Consider the following 19692-nt stretch of genomic DNA (forward strand, 5'->3'; position numbering starts at 1 on the left):
CCTCAGGCGGCCCAGGTCTTGAAGCTATGTTGCAGGCCGACCCGCCAGGCGCCGGGCGAGCGACCGGTCAGAGCCTTCACGTCGCGGCTCATATGGGCCTGGTCGGCGAAGCCGGCCTCGGCGGCGATGTCGACCAGGGGCGCGTCGCCCTCGACGATCAGCCGCCAGGCGCGGCGGGCGCGGGCCTCGACGCGGAAGCGGGCCGGTCCCACGCCATAGGCCTCGCGGAACCAGCGGAAGGCCGTCTCGCGGGTCACCCCCTGGTCCCGGGCCCAGGTCTCGACGCCGGGCGCGTCGTCGCCGGACAGGGCCAGGGCCAGAAGGTCGGGAGCGTCGGCCAAGCCGCCTTGCCCGGGTCGCAAGGTTTCCAACAGGGCGGCGGCGGCCTCGACCGGATCGCGCTGGGCCAGCCGGGCCAGCAGGTCGGGATCGACCGTCCGGGCCATCGCCGTGTCCGGCCTCAGGGCGACCGGAAGCGGCAGGTTGAGCACCAGGGCCTTGCCGGGCGCGCGGTTCCAGTGGCCGGAGAATCGGCCGTGGATCAGCACGTCGCCGGCCCGCACCCGCCAGCGTCCGCGCTCGCCGGCTTCCTCATAACCGCCGTCCAGCACGACGGCGGCATAGGCCTCGTCGTGGATGTGGCGGGGAATGGTTTCGCCCGGGGTCAGGGCGTGGCGTGGCTTGGACATGGCGGCAGTCTAGCGGGGAACCAGCGTTCGACCAGTTAAGGCGGCGTCATGATCAGGGATGGGCCCGCAGGTAGGCGATCAGGTCGGCGCGATCCTGGGCCGACGGCACCCTGGCGCCCATCGAGGTTCCGGGCACGAACCGCTTCGGGTCGGCCAGCCAGGCGTCGAGACTAGCCGCGTCCCAGATGAAGTCGCGCGCGGCCAGCGCCTTGCTGTAGTGAAAATCGGTCACCGCGGCGACGTGCCGTCCATAGATTCCGCGATGACGCGGGCCGGACCGGTTCTTGTCCAGCGCGTGGCAGAAGCCGCAGCGACCGCCGTACAGCCGCTCGCCGCGCGCCGCGTCGCCGTCCAACGGACCGGCCGCGGCGGACGAGGCGGCCAGCAACAGGGCCAGGGCAAGGACAAGACGCCTCATGCCCGTATCTCCATCAGGCATCGGGCGGCCAGGCGGCCCGCCGTGCGCCCGCCGACCGCGCCGGACTTGGCGGTGTCGAGCCGCCGCACGAAGGTCACCGAGGCGCCGGTGGCCAGCAGGGCGTCCTCGAAATCCGGGCAGGCGCCGGCGGGCGAGATGGCCACCACATGGCGCAACCGGGATTGGCCGATCGCCCTGGCGACGGCCGATGACGGCCGGTGCGGCGACGGCATCACGCAGGCGGCGTCGACGCCGAGGAAGGCGGCGGCCAGGGCGTCGGCGTCGTCCGACGCGGTGATGACCACCTCGACGCCCTGGGTCCACAGGATCGCCGCGCGTTCGGGGTCGCGGGCCAGGGCCCTGACCCGGATCCCGCACCGTCGCAGCTCGGCCAGGGCCGCGCCGCCTGTCGCGCCGGTCGCTTCCATGATCGCGAACATCGTCGTCTCCATCGATCGGATGGAGCTGCATAGCGCGGCGGTTTGGCGTTCCGTAAGTACGCACTATTTTGATACCGCCCGCTCGCCGCAGCCCCTTGGGAACGCCATCATGTCCAAGCCGTCCGTTCCCTGGTGCTCGGTGTCCGCCACGGTCGACGTGATCAGCGGCAAGTGGAAGCCGACGATCCTCTACTACCTGAAGGACCAGCCGCGCCGCTTCAACGAGCTGCGCCGCCTGACCCCCTACATCACCCAGCGCATGCTGACCCTGCAGCTGCGGGCGCTGGAAAACGACGGGATCATCTCGCGGACCGTGCTGGGCCAGGTTCCGCCTTCGGTGGAGTACGCCATCACCGACCGCGGCCTGACGCTGGCGCCGCTGCTGGACCAGATGGGCGACTGGGGCGAGGCCTACGTCCGGCGATCGGAGGAGGGCGCCGCCCGCGAAGACGCTACCGCACCGACGTCCACGGCCGGCTCAGCAGCACCGCGCAGTTGATCAGCCCGACCAACGAATAGGTCTGTGGGTAGTTGCCCCACAGCTCGCCGTCCGCGAAGCCGATGTCCTCCGACAGCAGGCCGGCGGTGGTCCGCCGCGCCAGCATCTCCTCGAACAGGTCGCGGGCCTCCTGGATGCGGCCAGCCAGGTAGAGGGCCTCGATCAGCCAGAAGGTGCAGATGTTGAACGCCGTCTGCGGGGCGCCGAAGTCGTCGGGGATGGCGTAGCGCAGCAGGTAGGAGCCCTTGCGCAGGCCGGCCTCGATGGCCTCGACGGTGGCGGCGTTGCGCGGGTCGTTGGCCTCGATGAAGCGCAGGTCGACCAGCTGCAGCAGGCTGGCGTCCAGCTCGTCGCCCTCGAAGGTGGCGGCGAAGCGGCCGAGTTCCTCGTTCCAGGCCCGCTTGTCGATGGTGGCGCGCACCCGGGCGGCGCGGGCGTTCCAGAAGTCGGCGCGGTCGGCCAGGCCCAGCTTGGCGGCGGCGTTGCCCAGCCGGTCGCAGGCCGCCCAGCACATCACCGCCGAATAGGTGTGGACATTGGCCCGGCCGCGGAACTCCCACAGGCTGGCGTCGGGCTGGTCGTGCAGCTGGAAGGCCCGCTCGCCCACCGGCTCCAGGTTCTGGAAGTCCTCCACCGTGCCCGGCCGCAGCAGGCGCTCGTCGAAGAAGGCCTGGGTCGAGGACAGGATGATCTGGCCGTAGACATCGTGCTGCTGGTGCTCGAAGGCCTGGTTGCCGATGCGCACCGGCCCCATGCCGCGATAGCCGGCCAGGTCGGGGGCGAAGCGCTCGGTCAGCTGCGGCTCGAACCCCACCCCGAACAGCGGCTGGATGTGGCCGCCGGCCGCCCGGTCGACGATGTTGCGCAGATAGCCCAGATAGTTCTCGAGGATGTCGACCGCGCCCAGCCGGTTCAGGGCCTGGACCACGTAATAGGCGTCGCGCAGCCAGCAGTAGCGGTAGTCCCAGTTGCGGCCGCTGTTGGCGTGCTCGGGGATCGAGGTGGTCAGGGCCGCGACGATCGCCCCGGTCTCCTCGTGCATGCAGAGCTTCAGGGTGATGGCGGCGCGGATCACCGCGCCCTGGTAGTCGAGCGGCACGGCCAGGCCCCGCACCCAGTCCATCCAGTATTCCTGGGTCTGCTGCAGCATGCGGTTGCAGGTGGCGCCGATGTCGGCGTTGAAGCCCTCGTCGGCCCCCAGGAACATGGCGATCGGCCGTTCCAGCCGGAAGGTGCGCTCCTCCAGGATGTGCGACACCGGCCCGTCGGTGGAGAGGCGCAGGGTCATGTCCGAACACAGGTAGCGGATGTGGTTGGAACCGTTGGTGTGCTCGGCCAGGCGCGCGCCCCACTCGGCGGTCGGCCGGGCCCGCAGGGTGACGCGGCAGACCCCGCTGATCGGCCGGATCAGGCGGATGAAGGCGGTGGGGCGGAAGATCCGGCCGAACTGCTGGTAGCGCGGCGAGAAGTCGAGGATCTCCAGGCTGGCCCCGTCGGCGTCGGTGATCACCGTGCGCAGGATCGGGGTGTTGCGCAGATAGGCCTGCTCGACGGTTTGGACGCCGTCCACCGCCACCTCCCAGGTCCCCTTGGCGGTCGGGTCGCCCGGCTCCAGCCCGCCGAGCAGCGAGCTGAACACCGGGTCGGAATCGACGCGCGGCATGCAGGCCCACACGAAGCGGCCGCAACGGTCGATCAGGGCGCTGACGGCGCAGTTGCCGATCGGGAAGAGGTCGAGGGTCTGGGGCATGGGGTCCCTAGCGCCGGATCAGGATCGGAACGGTGGAGTGCTTGCCGGCATGGGCGGCGACATAGCCGCCGATGTGCTCGAAGGTGATGTCGGTCAGGCCGCCGCCGACGCACAGCCCCTCGATCGACAGGCGGTCGATGCCGATCGGCAGGCGGGGGTCGGTCAGGTGGACCTCGCCCTTCCAGCCGTCGACGGTGGCGCCCAGACAGGCCTGCAGCATCATGAAGGCCGAGCCCGCCGCCCAGGCCTGGGGCAGGCAGGCCACCGGATAGGCCACCGGCGGCTCGCCCGGCTGGCGCGGGAAGCCGCAGAACAGCTCGGGCAGCCGCATCTCGTAGTGGGCGGCGGTCTCGAACAGGCCCGAGGTCATCTCCACCACCCCGTCGCGGTTGCCGTAGCGCGACAGGCCCATGGCGCAGATCGCGGTGTCGTGCGGCCAGACCGAGCCGTTGTGGTAGCTCATCGGATTGAAGCGCGGCTCGCCCTGGGCCAGGGTCCGCACGCCGAACCCGTTGTGGAACGCCGCCGACAGCAGGGCGTCGGCGACTTTGCGGGCCCGCTCCGGCGAGGGCAGGCCGCAGAACAGCAGGTGTCCGGGGTTTGAGCCCCTCACCCGGCAGGGCTGGCCGTGACCGTCGATGGCCATGGCGTAGAAGCCCTTGTCCTCCATCCAGAAGCGGTCCTCGACCTCCTGGCGCAGGTGCTCGGCCTTGGCCCGCCAGCGCTTGGCGTTGTCGGGGTCGTCGCGCCGCTCGGCCAGGTCGGCCATGCCCTTGAAGGCCGCGAAGGCGTAGCCCTGGACCTCGACCACGGCGATCGGCCCGTCGGGGAAATGGCCGTCGGCGTGGAAGACGCTGTCCTCGCTGTCCTTCCAGTTCTGGTTCGAAAGGCCGGAGTCGAGGCCGCGGGCATAGTCGATCAGGCCGTCGCCGTCGCTGTCGCCGAAATGCTCGATCCAGGTGATGGCCGCCAGCAGCGGCTCCCAGAGGCGCTCGATGAACGCCAGGTCGCCGGTGCGTTCGGCGTAGGCGCAGGCCAGGGCCACGAACAGCGGCGTGGTGTCGACCCCGCCGTAGTAGCGGCCGAACGGCAGCTCGCCGAGCGCGGTCATCTCGCCCTTGCGGGTTTCGTGCATGATCTTGCCGGGCGCGCTGTCGCGGAAGGCGCTGACCTCCTCGGCCTGGTGCTCGGCCAGGTAGCCCAGCACGCCGCGCGCCAGGCTGGGTTCGATCCACAGCACCTGCCAGGCGGTGATGATGGCGTCGCGGCCGAACGGGGTCGAGAACCACGGGATGCCGGCGTAGGGGTAGGGGCCGGTGGCGAATTCGGTGGTCAGCAGGGCCAGGTCGGCCCGCGACTTCTCCAGCCAGTCGTTGAACAGCCGGCCCGAGGTGTGCAGCCGCGCCCCACGCCGGCGGCGCTTGCGCATGTCCAGCCGGGCCCGGGCGGCGGCGGCTCGCCAGCGCTCGCGGCTGGGCGTGTGGTCCGGGGCCGTGCCGACCTCGACATAGAGGTCGAAGTGGGTCTCCGGCGTCAGCATGAACATGAAGTCGGCGCGTTGCGGACCCAGCCGTCCCGGCGGTTCCGAGAACGAGATGACGCTGGTGCGCCGCACGCCGTCCAGGCCGTCATAGGCGTAGGTGACGCTGCGGCCGTTCATCTGGGCGGGCAGCACACGACCGCGACCGGCCGGACGCGTGGAGCCGCGCACCTCGAACATGTCGTGGAAGTCGGCGTCGTATTCCAGCCCGACCGGCAGGATGACCATGTCGCGGCTGTAGTTGACGAAGCGCAGGCGCTCGAACAGCCGCTGGTCCCACAGGAAGCGCTTGCGCTCGATGTGAATGGCGCCGTGCGGGGCGGCCGCGCCGCCCAGGGCCGGCAGGGGGTTGTTGGTCGAATGCGAGGTGAAATAGACGTTGTCCTGCGACACCGCCGCGCTCAGCAGGGACGGGGGGCGACCGCCGATCAGCAGCCGCAGGCGCGACAGCAGGCGCGTGTCGTCGTGGAACAGGCCGTCGGCCGCGCCCAGCACGTCGCCGAACGCGTCGGCCACCAGGAAGGTGTCCTTGTCCTTCAGCGCGAACAGGCTGAACGGCGTCCGGGGCTCGGCCGTCTCGCCTTGTTCGATCGCTCCGGTCGGGGCCGGCGTCAGATCATCCATGGTCTCGGCCCCTTGCGCTGAGGTCCCTCGAAAGCCCGTCGCGCCGCGCGGATGCGGCGGCTGGGCTCCCGTTTCCTAAAACCCGATCGTGTCCCGGGCGCGGCGGTCGCGTCGCCGAAACGGTCAGGCGCTTTGGGCCAGCGCCAGGCGCTTCGGCGCGGACGCGTCTTCCAGGCGATCATAGAGGTTCAGGTAGCGGTGGGCCATGGCGGTGGCCGAGAACCGGGTCTCGAACCGCCGGCGGACGGCGAACCGGTCGATCTGGTCCAGGCGGCGCGCGGCGGCCACGGCGCCGTCCTCGTCCTTGACGATGAAGCCGGTCAGGCCGTCCTCGACCACCTCGGGCACCGAGCCGCAGTCGTAGGCGATCACCGGCGTGCCGCAGGCCATGGCCTCGATCATCACCAGGCCGAACGGCTCGGGCCAGGCGATGGGGAACAGCAGGGCGTCGGCGCCGCCGAGGAAGGCCGATTTCTGGTGGTCGCCGATCTCGCCGACGAACTCGATCAGCGGATCGTCCAGCAGGTGTTCGATCTCGTCGTGGAAATAGGCGCGGTCGGCGGCGTCGATCTTGGCGGCGATCTTCAGCCTCTTGCCCAGGCGCCTGGCGATGGCGATGGCGCGGTCGGGACCCTTCTCGGGGGAAATGCGACCGAGGAAGGCCAGGTAACCCTCGGATTTCGCGCTGAAATCATAGATCTCGGCGGCCATGCCGTGCAGCACGGTGCCGGCCCAGTTGGCGAAGGGCAGGGGAGCGCGCTGGGCGTCGGAGATCGAGACCAGCGGGTATTGCGGCCAGCGGCGGTAGACGCCCGGCAGGTCCTTGAGGTCGAGGCGGCCGTGCAGGGTGGTCAGGGTCTTTTCCGGCATGTCCTCGAACATCGGGAACTGCAGCATGTCGGTGTGGAAATGGATGACGTCGAAGCGGTGGGCGTGGCGGCGGACCTCGGCCAGCATCGCCATGTGGGCGGCCAGGTCCGACTTCAGCGGGGCGGGGTCCAGGCGGATCGCCTGGTCGCGCACCACCACCAGTTCGGCCTTGGTGCGGGCGTCGCCCGAGGCGAACAGGGTGACCGTGTGCCCCAGGTCGACCAGGGCGTCGGTCAGGTGGGCCACGACCCGTTCGGTGCCGCCGTAGAGACGCGGCGGGACGGCTTCGTACAGGGGGGGAACCTGGGCGATCTTCATCGAATGAAGTCCTGACGCGGGAGGGCGCGAGCGCACGCCCCGACGTCGGATCAAACCGCCAGTGTGGCCTTAAGGTTCCGCGCGAAAAATAAAGAACCTGAAGCTGTTTCAACCGTTCGCCTTCCACGATACTTGCGTTAACGAGCAAGAGACGTGACGGCCATCTGAAGCGACGCGGACCGGCCGCGTGCGAGCGTGCGGCGAGACCTTTTGACGGTGATGAAGACCTGGACCAAACGGGGCGCACTGCTTGGCGGCGCGCTTTCTTTCCTGTCGATCGCGGCGGCTCGCGCCCAGGTCCAGAACCCGCCCCTGGTGAGGGCGCCGCAGCAGCCCCAGGTCTTCACGCCGCCGCCGACCAGCGTGGTGCTGCGGCCCGACCAGGTCGAGCTGCTGACGCGGACCCTGGCCCAGGCCCCGACCCACGGCTTCGAGCCCGGGGACTTCTCGGCCGACGCCATCCTGCCGATGCTGGGCTCGCGCGACACCGCCACCCGCCAGGCGGGCCAGGCCCAGCTGATCCTCAACACCCTGCGCTACGCCAAGGCCGTGCGTTCGGGCCGCCTGGCGCCGGACGCCTTCCTCGGCGACTGGGGACTGCGCCCGGCGGCCTACGACCCCGGCCCCGACTTCATGCAGGCCGCGCTCCAGGATCGCCTCGGTCCCTGGCTGGACAGCCTGCCGCCGCCCTATACCGGCTACCAGACCCTGCGGAAGGGCCTGGCGACCTATCGCGACATCGCCGCGCGCGGGGGCTGGAAGCCGCTGGCCGCCGGTACGCCGCCATTGAAGCTGGGCGCCAAGAACGATCCACGCATCGCGGCCCTGGAGGCCCGGCTGGCCGTCGAGGACCCCACCGTCGCCGTCGACGGCGCCCCGGTGTTCGACGAGGCCCTGCAACAGGCGCTGATGCGGGCCCAGAAGCGCTTCGGCCTCAATCCCGACGGCGGACTGGGTCCGCAGACCCTGACGGCGCTGAACGTGCCGGTCCAGCGCCGCATCGACCAGATCCTGGCCAATATGGAGCGCTGGCGCTGGCTGCCGCAGCAGCTTCCGGCCGACCGCATCCAGGTCAACATCGCCGCCGCGGTGATGAGCGTCTTCCACGACGACGCCCCGAACCTGACCATGCGGGCGGTCACCGGGCGGCCGGGCGACGAGACGCCGATGCTGTCGTCGACGATCCACTCGATCGTCCTCAACCCGCCCTGGAACGTGCCGTCCTCGATCGCCGCCAAGGAGCTGTGGCCCAAGCAGCGCGCCAATCCGAGCTATTTCGCCAACAACGACTTCGTGGTCATCCCGACCGGCGACGGCGGCACGCGCCTGCAGCAGAAGGCCGGTCCCAAGGCGGCCCTGGGCCTGGTGAAGTTCGACTTCAACAACCCCTACGGCGTCTATCTGCACGACACCCCCAGCCGCTCGAAGTTCGCCAGCTTCAGCCGCCTGGCCAGCCACGGCTGCGTGCGCCTGGAAAAACCGATCCCGCTGGCCAAGCAGCTGCTGGCCGCCGACCCGGCCTGGAGCCCGGAGGTGGTCGACGAGACCATCGCCGCGGGCAAGACCGTGCGGGCCCCCCTGGCCCAGCCGATCGCCGTATTTCTGCTGTACTGGACCGCTTATGTGACCCCAGACGGGCAGGTGAACTTCCGCGACGACCCCTATGGCTGGGACAGGGAACTGGTGCTGCGTATTGCCGCATCCACCCCCGGCGCAGCTTGACCCGGGGTCCCGCGTAAGGCCTCTTTCCTGTCTCGGTCCTTTCCTGTTCGGAAAGGACTTTGGCGTTCTAGTGCTCGCGTGAGGGCCGCCAAGTGCGGTGGCCCGCCTTCCGGCCATCGCGCGAAGTTAGTCGGGAAAGCGTACCATGATCGATCGACGCAAGCTGCTTGGGCTTGGTTTCGGCGTGCTCGGCGCGAGCATGGTCGGGCCCATGGCGGCGCTTGCCCAAGCCAAACTCGCCGACAGCGACCCGATCGGCGACCTGCTGCTGCGCCAGTCGCAACTGCCCGAGGGCCTGCCCGTCGAAGGCCTGCCCGCGGAAGCCGCGGCGACCCAGGCGGCGGTTCCCCTCGGCGCCTACCGCCCCGCCGCGACCGCCCAGCGCTGGCTGAAGCTGCACAACGTCCACACCCAGGAGCGGCTGGAAGCGGTCTATTTCGAAAAGGGCGAGTACGTGCCCGACGCCGTCCAGGCCCTGGACAAGGTGCTGCGCGACTTCCGCACCGGCGACGTCCATCCGATGAACCCCCAGCTGTTCGACACCCTGGCCGACCTGGCCAGGAAGACCGACACCAAGGACCACTTCCAGGTGATCTCCGGCTACCGCTCGCCCAAGACCAACGCCATGCTCAACGAACGCAGCGGCGAGGTCGCCAAACGCAGCCTGCACATGGACGGCAAGGCGATTGATATCTATTTGGAGGATGTCGCTCTGGATCGGGTGAGGGCCGCGGCCCTGGATCTCGGACGGGGGGGTGTGGGTTATTATCCCACGAGCAACTTCGTCCACGTCGACGTCGGACCTGTCCGGCGTTGGGTCGGCTCCTAGAAGAGGGCCGCAGATCAGAGGATAGTCCCTGATGGCCAAGGCCGAACGCAAGAGCAACCCGTTCGGATGGATCGTCGTGGGGGCGCTGGTGGGGGCGATCGCCACCATGGGCGTGCTGATGATCGCCAGCTCGATGTCCTCCGACCGCGGCTATGAGGACGGCCCGACCGAAATCCGCACCGCCGCCGATGACGCCGCCAGCGCCGCCGCCGCGCGGCCGCCGGCCGTGATCGCCATGCCCAAGCCCGAGCAGCCGGCCGCCCCTGTCGCCACGATCCCGGCCCCCGCCGCCGCCCAGCCGGCGCCGACCGTCGACGCCCAGATGGCCGACGACGCCGCCGCCGCGGGCATGACCTCGCGGGCGGGCTCCGACCAACCGACAAATTAGGTTGTAAGGACGTTAGGCCGCTTCGTCTTCACGTGGCCGGGGCGGGGCCGCGTAGCGCGAAATATGGCGCATGACGCTGAGCTGCTGCTCAATCGCCTCTATGCGCTCGGCCTGTTTGATCACCAGGCGTTCCAGATCCTGCAGACGTTCCTCGATGCGTTCAGTCATGGGCTGTCTCCAACCACCAGGACCGCCATCGAACGCGCCTGACCCGGCGAGGTCAAGTGGGTTTGTGCGTTTGCACCGAGCCCAAACGCACACGGCCCCGGAGGAGTCCGGGGCCGTGCTGTAACGCTTGGGATCGGTTCCTACGACTTCGGCGCGGCCATCGCCGGCAGCTTGTTCGCCGCGCCCTTCATGGCCTCGTGCTGGGCCGGGGGCAGGGGGATCAGGCCGCGGCCCTGCAGGTAGCCGCCCCGGCCGGTGGCCGAGTCGGAGACGAACTCGGCGATGAACTCCTTCAGGCCGGGCGTCACGCCGATCTGGTCCTTCTTGACGTAGATGTAGAGCGAGCGGGCCAGCGGGTAGGAGCCGTTGGCGATCGTCTGGGCCGAAGGCTTCACGCCGTTGACGCTGGCGGCCTTGATGCGGTTGGCGTTCTCCTCGAGGAAGGAATAGCCGAACACGCCCAGGGCGCCCGGGGTCTTCTCGATGGTGCCGACGATGGCGTTGTCGTTCTCGCCGGCGTCGACCCACGGGCCGTCGGTGCGCAGCGGATCGACCTTGGCCTTGAAGGCCTTCTCGTCGCTGTCGTGCAGGGCCTTGGCGGTGGGGAACTTCTTGGCTCCGCCCTCGATGGCCAGCTCGACGAAGGCGTCGCGGGTGCCCGAGGTGGGCGGCGGGCCGTAGACCAGGATGCGGTTGGCCGGCAGGCCCGCGCCGATGTCCTTCCAGCTCTTGTAGGGGTTGGCCACGAACTGGCCGCCGCGCAGGGCGTTCTGGGCCAGGCCCAGATACAGGTGCTCGACCTTGAAGTTGTAGTCGGGCGCCTTCTTGTCCATGGCCACGACGATGCCGTCGAAGCCGATCTTCAGCTCGACGATGTTGTTGACGCCCTTGGCCTTGCAGGCCTCGAACTCGGACTTCTTCATCGGCCGCGAGGCGTTGGCGATGTCGGGGAACTTCTCGCCCATGCCGCCGCAGAACATCTTGATGCCGCCGCCGGTGCCCAGGCTTTCGATCTTCGGCGACTTCTTGCCGGTCTTCTTGGCGAAGTTCTCGGCGGTGCGGGTCGAGAACGGGAACACGGTCGACGAGCCGGCGGCCCAGACGTAGTCGCGGGCGGCGTGGGCGCTGGACGCGCCGGTCAGCAGGGCGAGCGCGGCGGCGGCTCCGAGCAGGGTCTTCATGACGGCATCCTACTTTCGAGGGGGCGAGAAGGAGGGAACGCGTGAAATCTACGTCCTATGCGGTCGTCATTTGTCACAGTTTAGCGACAGATTTGCGACAGAATCCGTTCACGGACGATCGGTAGATCAACCCTTGGGCCGCACGACCTCGCCGTCTTCCTTGGTGAAGCTTTCGGGCGCGGCGTCCAGCAGGTCGAACACCCGCTCGGAGGGGCGGCACAGCCCGACGCCCTTGGGCGTGACGACGATCGGGCGTTCCACCAGGATCGGCTCGGCGACCATGGCGGCGAGGATCGCGTCGTCGGCCACGCCCGGCTCCAGCAGGCCCAGCTCGGTGGCCGGTCCCTTGGCGCGCAGCCAGTCGCGCGGCGTCGCGCCGGCCTTGGCCAGCAGGTCCCGCAGCTGTTCCCGCGTCCAGCCGGCCTTCACGTACTCGACCACGGTGGGCTCGACGCCCGAGGCCTGGATCATGGCCAGCACGTTGCGCGAGGTGCCGCACTTGGGATTGTGGAAGATCGTGACGGGGAAATCGGTCCGGGTCATGGGCGGTCTTGGTCCTTGAGAAGCCATCCGAACACCCCGGTCGCCAGCAGGGCGCCGACGAACTGGGCCAGGATGAAGGCGGGCGCCGAGGCGGGGGCGATGCCGGCGAAGGTGTCCGACAGGGCGCGCGCCACGGTGACCGCCGGATTGGCGAACGATGTCGAGGCGGTGAACCAGTAGGCGGCGGTGATGTAAAGCCCGACCGCGACGGCCGTGAAGTCGGGCCGGAAGCGGACCGCGCCCAGGATGGTCGCCACCAGGCCGAAGGTCGCCACCGTCTCGGCCAGCATCTGGGCGGGGCCGTCGCGCAGCCTGGTCGAGACTTGCAGGATCGGCTCGCCGAACATCGCGTGGGCCAGCCAGACCCCGGCCACCGCGCCGACGACCTGCGCGAGCGGATAGAGCAGGGCGTCGCGCGTCGACATCTCCCTGCGCAACAGGGCGACCAGGGTGACGGCGGGGTTGAAGTGGGCGCCCGAGATCGGCCCGAACACGGTGATCAGCACCACCAGGCCCGCGCCGGTGGCCAGGGTGTTGCCCAGCAGGGCGATGGCGACATTGCCGCCCGCCAGCCGCTCGCCCATGATCCCGGAACCGATGACCACGGCCAGCAGCAGGGCCGAGCCCAGGGCTTCGGCGGCCAGGCGGCGCGGCAAGGTGAAATGCGTCATGGAAATCCTAGGCCGCCGACTCGTCCGGGGCCTTGGGCTGGCCGATCTGGTCCATCTGGTGCTGCAGCGACAGCCGGTCCAGCGAGGCCATCGGCAGGGCGCAGAACGCGGTGATGCGGCTGTTGAGCTGGCGGTAGGCCTCGTCGAACGCCAGGGCGATCTCGGCGTCCGTGCCGGTCGCGGTCGAGGGATCGGGGATGCCCCAGTGGGCGCTCATCGGCTGGCCGGGCCAGACCGGGCAGACCTCGCCGGCGGCGTTGTCGCAGACGGTGAACACGAAATCGAGTTCCGGGGCGTCTGGATTGTTCAGGATCGCGAACTCGTCCCAGGCCTTCGAGCGCAGGTCGTCGGTGTTGTAGTTCAGATGCTTCAGCAGGTGCAGGGCGTGCGGGTTGATCGCGCCGCTGGGCATGGAGCCGGCGGAGTAGGCCTTGAAGCGGCCCGCGCCGACGCGGTTCATGATGGATTCGGCGAAGACCGAGCGCGCCGAATTGTGGGTGCAGAGGAACAGGACGTTCAGCGGGCGGTGTGTGGTGACGTCGATCATGCTGTCTCCAGTTCGGTTTGGCAGGTTCCGTCGCAGGCCGCGGCTTTGGCCAGGATGTCGCCCAGCGGCGCGCAGATCTCCGGCGCGCCGCCGCAGCAATCCTCCATCAGGAAGCCCAGCAGGGCGCTCATCGCCCCGTAGTCGGCGGCGTAGATGATCGACCGGCCCTCGCGCCGCGCGCCGATCAGCCCGGCGTGCGACAGGATGTTGAGGTTGGCCGACAGGGTATTGGGGACCATCGCCAGGCGGCGGGCGATCTCGCCGGCGGCGACGCCGGGCCGGCCGGCCTGGACCAGCAGGCGGAAGATCGCCAGCCGGCCCTCGTGGCCGAGCGCGGAGAGCGAAACGGTGGCGGCTTTCAATTCCATATTTCCAATATGATGGAAATATGTGACGAGGGGAAGACAGCTTCGAGGATCCTCCCGCCATGACCGACCTGCCCGCCCTGCAACCGCGGTTCCTGTCCGTTCCGACCTCGGCCGGCCTGGAGGTCGCGGCGCCCCATGTTCATCCGCCGCGCATCCTGCTGCTCTACGGCTCGCTGCGGGAACGTTCGTTCAGCCGGCTGCTGACGGAGGAGGCGGCCCGACTGCTGGAGCTGATGGGCTGCGAGACCCGGATCTTCGATCCCCGCGACCTGCCGCTGCCCGACGCCGTCGGTCCCGACCATCCCAAGGTCCAGGAACTGCGGGCCCTGTCGCAGTGGTCGGAGGGCCAGGTGTGGTGCAGCCCGGAACGGCACGGGGCGATCACCGGGGTGATGAAGGCGCAGATCGACTGGATCCCGCTGGAGATCGGCAGCGTGCGCCCGACCCAGGGCCGGACCCTGGCGGTGATGCAGGTCAGCGGCGGCTCGCAGTCGTTCAACGCCGTCAACACCCTGCGCCTGCTGGGCCGCTGGATGCGGATGATCACCATCCCCAACCAGTCGTCGGTGGCCATGGCCTGGCAGGAGTTCGACGAGGCCGGCCGCATGCGGCCCTCGGCCTATTACGACCGCGTGGTCGACGTGATGGAGGAACTGGTCAAGTTCACCCTGCTGACGCGGGACCGCGCCGATCACCTGGTCGATCGCTACAGCGAGCGCAAGGCGGCGGGCGGGGTGTCGCGCGAGGCGGCGCTGGCGGCGCGGGCGACGGCGTAGGGGGTATCGACCTTCAGCACTTCGGGCTGCTCGACCGCGTCGGTCCCTTCATCCGGCGCGTGAGGCGTCCGAACCTAGGATTTGCCGCGGTTGAATTTCACGAGGCCGAAGCCCACGGCGAACCCGAGCAAAAGGCCGATCGCCATGTTGTCCATGAGGGCTCCGACGATGACGCCGCCCGTCACGCCCAAGAAAAAATTCGCCCCATTCTTCCTGGTCATCCAGCGCCTTTCGAACCGCGAACGCCGCATGAGCGACCAGACGACAGCTTCCGTCAAGCTGACCCGGTGCAGGAGGAGCGAACGCCTGTAATGGGTCGAAATTCGCCATCGGCGCTATACCTGCAAGCCGACCTTTGGATCGCCACCTGCCAGGAATTGTCGGTCTCGGCGGGCACCCGCCTTGTGGCGGGAACCCCGTTGTCCGCCACAGGCGCGCGGGTGTGCGCGTTAGCTCGCCAAGGCTCGTCACCGCCAACTGAACCAGGGGTTCCCGCCACAAGGGCATGTGTAACCGGCAATTGCTCGCGGCGGCGATCTAACCGGTGCGACTGGAGCTTACTGCGGCCAAACCCAGGCTGAGGCTTGGGACGGACCCCAGCTTAGAGTTCGATCGCCGCCGGCGGCGACGCCAAGCTTCTCGTCCCAGCCACGAGACCTAGTCCAAGGCTAGTTGCTCATAGTCCAGCCGGATCGAAAGCACCCCATTCAGCGCCTGCAGATACGCCCGCCCCTTGGTCGTCAGCGGCGGCTCGCCTACCACCACCAGACGTTCCGGCTTCGTCGCGCCGGGCCACATGGAATATTCCAGAAGCTGGCCGACTGCTTCGCGCAGGCACAGCCGGGCCGAGGACGCGATCGTCACCTCGAAAAACCACATCTCGCCGGGACGCTTGGCCACCACATCGACGCGCCGTCGTCCGATCGGCGCTTCTACGGTGACCTTGGGCCAGCCGTCCGCCAGGAGCTTCGCTTCCAGCCGCCGCTGGAGCTCCGCATGACGCAGGTCCACATCGACGACGCGCTGGACAATCGAGGCTCTGGTCCAGCGGCGCGGGTCGATGCGGCGTCCGCGATCAAGGTCCAGGGTTTCCTCGGCCTCGTCGCCCTGCGCCGAGCCCGCGCCAGCGATAAGCCCGGTTCCAGGACGAGAGGCCACGCCGGACGCCAGACCCCGCTCGATCCAATCCCACATGGGCAGCAGCCGATCCATCACCCCAAGGGCACGGTTTAGATCGACCCGCTCGAAGGGCTGACGATCGCCCAGGAAGACAAACCCTTTGCGCGTCTTCAGAGCCCGTTCGACGAAATCCGCGCGCACTGGCCCCGGCCGATAGTCGTTGCTGCGCTCGCCCTCGACATAGTGCCACATGGCCAAGTCCGGGTAAGCGTCGGGATTCGCGGCCATCCAGTCGTCGAACCGGACGACGTGGGGCAGCAGCAGTTCGATGTCGTGGAAGAATTTGCTGGCCTCCAGCGAAAAGCCGACGCCGATCCGGAAGGCATGGTCGCCACTGGGCAGGACGTCGAGGCCGGCGTTGAACTGCAGTTCGCCGCGCCCCCCGTAGTGAAAGGCCCAGTCCTTGATCCGCTTGCGCTCGGCGAAAATCTGCTTGCGTCCGCTCCGCAGGCCTTTGATCGTGCGGCGGCGGACCTGCAGCCCGCCGATCTCGTAAGGCTCGGCCATTTCCTCCAGCTCGTCGATCAGCGCGTGCAGCCGCGCGATCCGGGCGGCCTTATCGGAAACGACGGTCAGGGAGGGGCTCAATGACGCCTCCTGGAGCCGCACCCGATCACGCGGCGGTATGGCTGCAAACGCGACATCGGTCCTCCAGTCAGCGGCCCCGCGGGGTTCCCGTCGCGGTCAAGCTCGTGGACAATGCCTCGACACGCACCGCGACTCCACCGCCTCGATAGCCGGCCGCCCCCGCGCGCCGACCTCCACGATTCCGGATCCCAGATGCCGCCAGCTCGTAGCGAACTTCTTGGCCTGCAGTATCACGGCCACGCTGGCTCCTCGGTCGATTGCCAGCGCGCGGTGCAACGCCTTTTGCAATACGGCCCGACAATCGTCCGGGTCCTGATCCTAGCCGAGGCGCTGGACTGCCCCGAGGACCGCGACGCAGCGTCCGCCGCGCTTCGGGGCCTTATTGATCGCATCGTGCTCAGCCCTGGCCCCCGCGCCGGGGCGAGGTCGAGGCCTAGCTTTTCGGCGATCTCGAAACGCTGCTGGCCTTCGCCAATGACAACGGAGGGCAGCGGCGCGAGGCCGCTGGGACCTTTCCTGTTCAGCCGCTATCGCTGAGGGTGAACTCTCGGGCGGGAATGACGACAGATTGAGAAATCATTCTGAACGCCGATCCGGCCCAGGCGCGATCCTCTGTCGCAGCCTCCGAGCGCTCCCGATCAACGCGGCGGAAACCACGGTCCGGAGATCGTCGGCGTGGGAGGTGTCCATGTCCACGTTTCGCGCCGTTCGCGGCTTTGTCCTGATGACCACCGTCGTCTGCGGGCTGGTCGCCGCCGCCTGGAGCGGTTTGAAGGATATGCCCTGGGTTCATGACCATGATCGGGGTGATGTGATCTGGATCGACACCGCTCGGGGCTGACGCGCGGCCTAGCTTGGACGTCGGGTCAAGCCGCGACGCTTTTGGCGGCCCCTTGTGCGCGGTGGATCAAGTTTCTTGACCTTCGCCGGGCGCGAGGCGGCGCGGACTGAACAAGAAGCGAGCGGCGGAGACATTTCGTTCAAAATGTCAGCTGCCGATCCGGCCAGGACGGCGAGGGCGGGTGATGCTGGTTCTCAAGAGGCGTCGTCCTGGGGATAATCACCGCGGGTGATGGGCGCGACGCCTCGAACGAGGACGTCATGTCGAACCAACGGCTTTTGATGGCGGGTGCTTCCGCCGCTGTGCTGCTCGCCCTGTCTGGCCATGCCTTCGCCGCCGCCGCCGCCGATCCGGCCCCGGCCGATGCGTCGACCGCCGTCGACGAGATCGTCGTCAAGGCGCGGGACAAGGCCGGCCTGCTGGAGAAGCAGCCCAACAACACCGTGTTCGGGCTGGACAAGCCGCTGCTGGAAACGCCGCGCTCGGCCAGCTTCGTCAGCGACGTAACGCTGCAACGTTACGGCATCGAGACGATCGACGGCCTCACCGCGGTGTCGCCGGGCACCTATACCGCCAGCTTCTACGGGGTGCCCGGCGCGCTCAACATTCGCGGCACCCTGGCCGAGAACTACTTCCGGGGCTTCAAGCGGATCGAGAACCGCGGCACCTATTCGACACCGATCGGCGCGGCCGACCAGATCCAGATCGTGCGCGGCCCGCCCACTCCGATCTACGGCTCGGGCAAGGTCGGCGGCATGCTCAACTTCATCCCGAAATCCGGGAAGAACGAGGGCGGCTACCTCAGCGAACCGACCGGCGAGATCACCGCCACCTACGGCTCGTACAACAAGAAGAACGTCACCGGGCAGTTCGGCTTGCCGGTGAATATTGGGCCGGTGACCGGCGGCGTCTATGTCTATGGCGAGGCCGAGGACAGCCACAGCTACTACAAGGGCGTCTATCCGCGCCGCCAGACCGGCGAGATCTCGGCGGACTTCGACCTGGGCAATGGCTGGACCACGGCGTTCGGCGGCATGAAGTACCACTCGGACGGCGACGTGCAGACGCCGGGCTGGAACCGCCTGACCCAGGACCTGATCGACAACCGGAACTACACCACTGGCCGCGACACCAGCATCGTCGACAGCGACCACAACGGCCGCCTGACCCTCAACGAGATCAGCGGCAACGCCGCCAACCCCTACTATTACGACCCGACCTTCAACCCGCTCTACATCCCGTACTACAACTTCTACAACACCAACGCCGCCCACACCCTGGACACCGGGGTTGGCACGGTGAAGCTCAGCCCGCGGCAGGTCTATATCAGCCCGGCCGACTTCTCGAAGACCGACACCAACACCTTCTATTTCGACCTGGCCAAGGACCTGACGGCGACCAGCGCCATCAAGGCCCAGTTGTTCTACGACGACCAGGAGAACAAGCGCTTCGTCTCCTACGGCTACCCGGCCTGGTTCGACAGTTCGGTGTGGGAGGCCCGCGTCACCTACAACTTCGCCAACGAATTCCTGGACGGCAAGGTCAGCGCCAAGTCGTTCGTCGGCGCCTCGTACCGCGACTTCTCGGGCCGCCGGCGCGAGAGCTACAACAGCGGCGTGATCGCCCTGGACCGTCGCGACATCGCCTTCGGCGCCACGCCGACCGACATCATCGACAGCCCGTTCAGCACCGAAACCGGGGCCGGCGTTCTGGGCCTGGCCTGGGAGAACGACAACAAGTCGGACTGGCGCCAGAAGGGCGTGTTCTTCACCACCGACATCACGGTCGGCGAGAAGCTGAACCTGATGCTGGGCGGCCGCTACGACGACTACGACGTCAAGTCCAAGGACAGCGGCGTGCTCAGCTACCAGATCGCCGGCCAGCAGAAGGCCAGCAAGGGCAAGGGCACCTACACCGCCAGCCTGACCTACAAGGCCCCGGCCGACATCATGCCCTACATCACCTACGCCAAGGCCTCGGCCCTGGAGATGAGCCAGGCCGGCGACATCGCCCCGGGCCTGGTGGCCTCGGCCACCGACGCCTGGCTGTCGGACAGCGACCTGGCCGAGGCCGGGTTCAAGTTCCAGTGGCTGCGCGGCACGCTGGTGGGCTCGTTGGCCGGCTACCGCCAGAACCGCACCCAGCTGATGGGCATCAACGCCACCCCGACCGGCACCCGCGCCAAGGGCGTGGAGCTGGAGGTCCGCTGGCTGGCCAGCGAGAACTTCAGCTTCACCTTCTCGGGCAACACCCAGCACACCACGGTCAAGGGCCCGGACACCTCGTTCCAGTACATCCCGGCCTACACCGCCGGCGTCCCGGGTTCGCAGGCCTTCGGCGGCACCTATGTGGTGTGGAGCTTCGCGGGCCTGGCCGGCCGGGCGGGGGACTACGACTACACCCTGATCCCCAAATCGGTGGTCAGCCTGTACGGCGCCTATACCAGCAACGACTACGATTGGGGCAAGGTCGGCGGCACGTTCGGGGTCACCCACGTGACCAAGACCGCCGGCACCGTGCAGAACGCCGTGACCTATCCGGCCTACTGGGTGGCCAACGCCTCGGCCTATTACAGCTACGGTCCGTACACGGCGACGTTCAACGTCGATAACCTGTTCGACAAGCTCTACTTCACGCCCGACGCCGACAGCTACGCCAACCTCGGCGCCCTGCCGAGCAAGGGCCGCGAGTGGCGTCTGACCCTGGCCCGCAAGTTCTAGTTCTCGCCGTTCCCACGCCCCGG

General features: G+C 68.6%; 21 protein-coding genes. 7 read left to right on the top strand and 14 right to left on the bottom strand.

All coding sequences use genetic code 11. From position 1 onward, the window contains the following. Positions 1-2 precede the first annotated feature (2 nt). From PMI01_RS26175 to PMI01_RS26180, 3 genes are read right to left on the bottom strand one after another with little or no spacing between them, the layout of a single operon-like run. Entirely contained in the window at positions 3-689 is a 687-nt protein-coding gene (locus PMI01_RS26175; RefSeq protein WP_007673322.1) for a helix-turn-helix domain-containing protein, read from the bottom strand. A gap of 52 nt (positions 690-741) precedes the next feature. Continuing rightward, positions 742-1107 carry a c-type cytochrome gene (locus PMI01_RS20200; RefSeq protein ID WP_007673325.1) on the bottom strand — a complete coding sequence of 122 codons (366 nt, stop codon included), beginning with the start codon at positions 1105-1107 and terminating at the stop codon, positions 742-744. Beyond that, positions 1104-1547: an NAD(P)H-binding protein gene (locus tag PMI01_RS26180; protein ID WP_007673339.1), complete on the bottom strand. Its 444-nt coding sequence runs from the start codon at positions 1545-1547 to the stop codon at positions 1104-1106. Before PMI01_RS26180 ends, PMI01_RS20200 begins: the two co-directional genes overlap by 4 nt. A gap of 109 nt (positions 1548-1656) precedes the next feature. Here PMI01_RS26180 and PMI01_RS20210 point away from each other — a divergent pair, with 109 nt between their 5' ends. Beyond that, the gene (locus tag PMI01_RS20210; protein ID WP_007673342.1) at positions 1657-2046 is read left to right on the top strand and encodes a winged helix-turn-helix transcriptional regulator; all 390 of its coding nucleotides are present in this window, start codon (positions 1657-1659) and stop codon (positions 2044-2046) included. Here the strand turns inward: PMI01_RS20210 and PMI01_RS20215 are convergent. The 3 genes from PMI01_RS20215 to PMI01_RS20225 form a co-directional block, all read right to left on the bottom strand. Then, entirely contained in the window at positions 2000-3796 is a 1797-nt protein-coding gene (locus PMI01_RS20215) for a glycoside hydrolase family 15 protein (protein WP_007673345.1), read from the bottom strand. The two genes, PMI01_RS20210 and PMI01_RS20215, sit on opposite strands and share 47 nt — an antisense overlap. A gap of 7 nt (positions 3797-3803) precedes the next feature. After that, positions 3804-5960 carry an amylo-alpha-1,6-glucosidase gene (locus PMI01_RS20220; RefSeq protein WP_007673349.1) on the bottom strand — a complete coding sequence of 719 codons (2157 nt, stop codon included), beginning with the start codon at positions 5958-5960 and terminating at the stop codon, positions 3804-3806. Between the two features lie 123 nt (positions 5961-6083). Then, on the bottom strand, positions 6084-7148 hold the full coding sequence (locus tag PMI01_RS20225) for a glycosyltransferase family 4 protein (RefSeq protein ID WP_007673352.1): 1065 nt from the start codon (positions 7146-7148) through the stop codon (positions 6084-6086). A gap of 219 nt (positions 7149-7367) precedes the next feature. Here PMI01_RS20225 and PMI01_RS20230 point away from each other — a divergent pair, with 219 nt between their 5' ends. The 3 genes from PMI01_RS20230 to PMI01_RS20240 all read left to right on the top strand — a co-directional run bounded on the left by PMI01_RS20230 (position 7368) and on the right by PMI01_RS20240 (position 10087). Continuing rightward, complete coding sequence (locus PMI01_RS20230; RefSeq protein WP_007673355.1) at positions 7368-8870, top strand: L,D-transpeptidase family protein; 1503 nt, start codon at positions 7368-7370, stop codon at positions 8868-8870. A 145-nt stretch (positions 8871-9015) separates the two neighbouring features. After that, positions 9016-9699, top strand: coding sequence for a DUF882 domain-containing protein (locus PMI01_RS20235; protein ID WP_007673356.1), 684 nt, complete (start codon positions 9016-9018; stop codon positions 9697-9699). Positions 9700-9730: 31 nt separating this feature from the next. Then, entirely contained in the window at positions 9731-10087 is a 357-nt protein-coding gene (locus PMI01_RS20240) for a hypothetical protein (protein ID WP_007673358.1), read from the top strand. Positions 10088-10099: 12 nt separating this feature from the next. Here PMI01_RS20240 and PMI01_RS27250 read toward each other — a convergent pair whose 3' ends face one another. From PMI01_RS27250 to PMI01_RS20265, 6 genes are all read right to left on the bottom strand, one after another. Continuing rightward, complete coding sequence (locus tag PMI01_RS27250) at positions 10100-10255, bottom strand: hypothetical protein (RefSeq protein ID WP_007673360.1); 156 nt, start codon at positions 10253-10255, stop codon at positions 10100-10102. A 140-nt stretch (positions 10256-10395) separates the two neighbouring features. Continuing rightward, a complete protein-coding gene (locus tag PMI01_RS20245; protein ID WP_007673362.1) occupies positions 10396-11436 on the bottom strand; it encodes a substrate-binding domain-containing protein in 1041 nt (346 codons plus the stop codon). 126 nt (positions 11437-11562) lie between these two features. Beyond that, positions 11563-11979 (bottom strand): arsenate reductase (glutaredoxin), encoded by a 417-nt coding sequence (gene arsC / locus PMI01_RS20250; RefSeq protein ID WP_007673365.1) that lies wholly within the window; start codon positions 11977-11979, stop codon positions 11563-11565. Next, a complete protein-coding gene (locus PMI01_RS20255) occupies positions 11976-12650 on the bottom strand; it encodes an MIP/aquaporin family protein (RefSeq protein ID WP_007673370.1) in 675 nt (224 codons plus the stop codon). The genes arsC and PMI01_RS20255 overlap by 4 nt, the downstream gene beginning before the upstream one ends. Before the next feature lie 7 nt (positions 12651-12657). Then, positions 12658-13197 (bottom strand): arsenate reductase ArsC, encoded by a 540-nt coding sequence (locus PMI01_RS20260; protein WP_007673372.1) that lies wholly within the window; start codon positions 13195-13197, stop codon positions 12658-12660. Beyond that, on the bottom strand, positions 13194-13565 hold the full coding sequence (locus PMI01_RS20265; RefSeq protein ID WP_007673374.1) for an ArsR/SmtB family transcription factor: 372 nt from the start codon (positions 13563-13565) through the stop codon (positions 13194-13196). The genes PMI01_RS20260 and PMI01_RS20265 overlap by 4 nt, the downstream gene beginning before the upstream one ends. A 59-nt stretch (positions 13566-13624) precedes the next feature. Between PMI01_RS20265 and arsH the strand changes: the two genes are divergently transcribed. Beyond that, positions 13625-14341: an arsenical resistance protein ArsH gene (gene arsH, locus PMI01_RS20270; protein WP_007673376.1), complete on the top strand. Its 717-nt coding sequence runs from the start codon at positions 13625-13627 to the stop codon at positions 14339-14341. A 74-nt stretch (positions 14342-14415) separates the two neighbouring features. Here the strand turns inward: arsH and PMI01_RS27515 are convergent, their stop codons facing one another. Further along, positions 14416-14562, bottom strand: coding sequence for a hypothetical protein (locus PMI01_RS27515; RefSeq protein ID WP_007673378.1), 147 nt, complete (start codon positions 14560-14562; stop codon positions 14416-14418). 436 nt (positions 14563-14998) lie between these two features. Next, complete coding sequence (locus tag PMI01_RS20280) at positions 14999-16108, bottom strand: hypothetical protein (protein ID WP_007673380.1); 1110 nt, start codon at positions 16106-16108, stop codon at positions 14999-15001. A gap of 688 nt (positions 16109-16796) precedes the next feature. Here PMI01_RS20280 and PMI01_RS27255 point away from each other — a divergent pair. Both PMI01_RS27255 and PMI01_RS20285 read left to right on the top strand, forming a co-directional pair. Then, positions 16797-16949 carry a hypothetical protein gene (locus tag PMI01_RS27255; protein WP_007673395.1) on the top strand — a complete coding sequence of 51 codons (153 nt, stop codon included), beginning with the start codon at positions 16797-16799 and terminating at the stop codon, positions 16947-16949. A 260-nt stretch (positions 16950-17209) separates the two neighbouring features. Beyond that, entirely contained in the window at positions 17210-19669 is a 2460-nt protein-coding gene (locus tag PMI01_RS20285; RefSeq protein WP_007673397.1) for a TonB-dependent siderophore receptor, read from the top strand. The last annotated feature ends 23 nt before the right edge of the window (positions 19670-19692 follow it).

It is taken from the genome of Caulobacter sp. AP07 (genome assembly GCF_000281955.1).
In the GTDB taxonomy this organism is placed as follows: Bacteria; Pseudomonadota; Alphaproteobacteria; order Caulobacterales; family Caulobacteraceae; genus Caulobacter.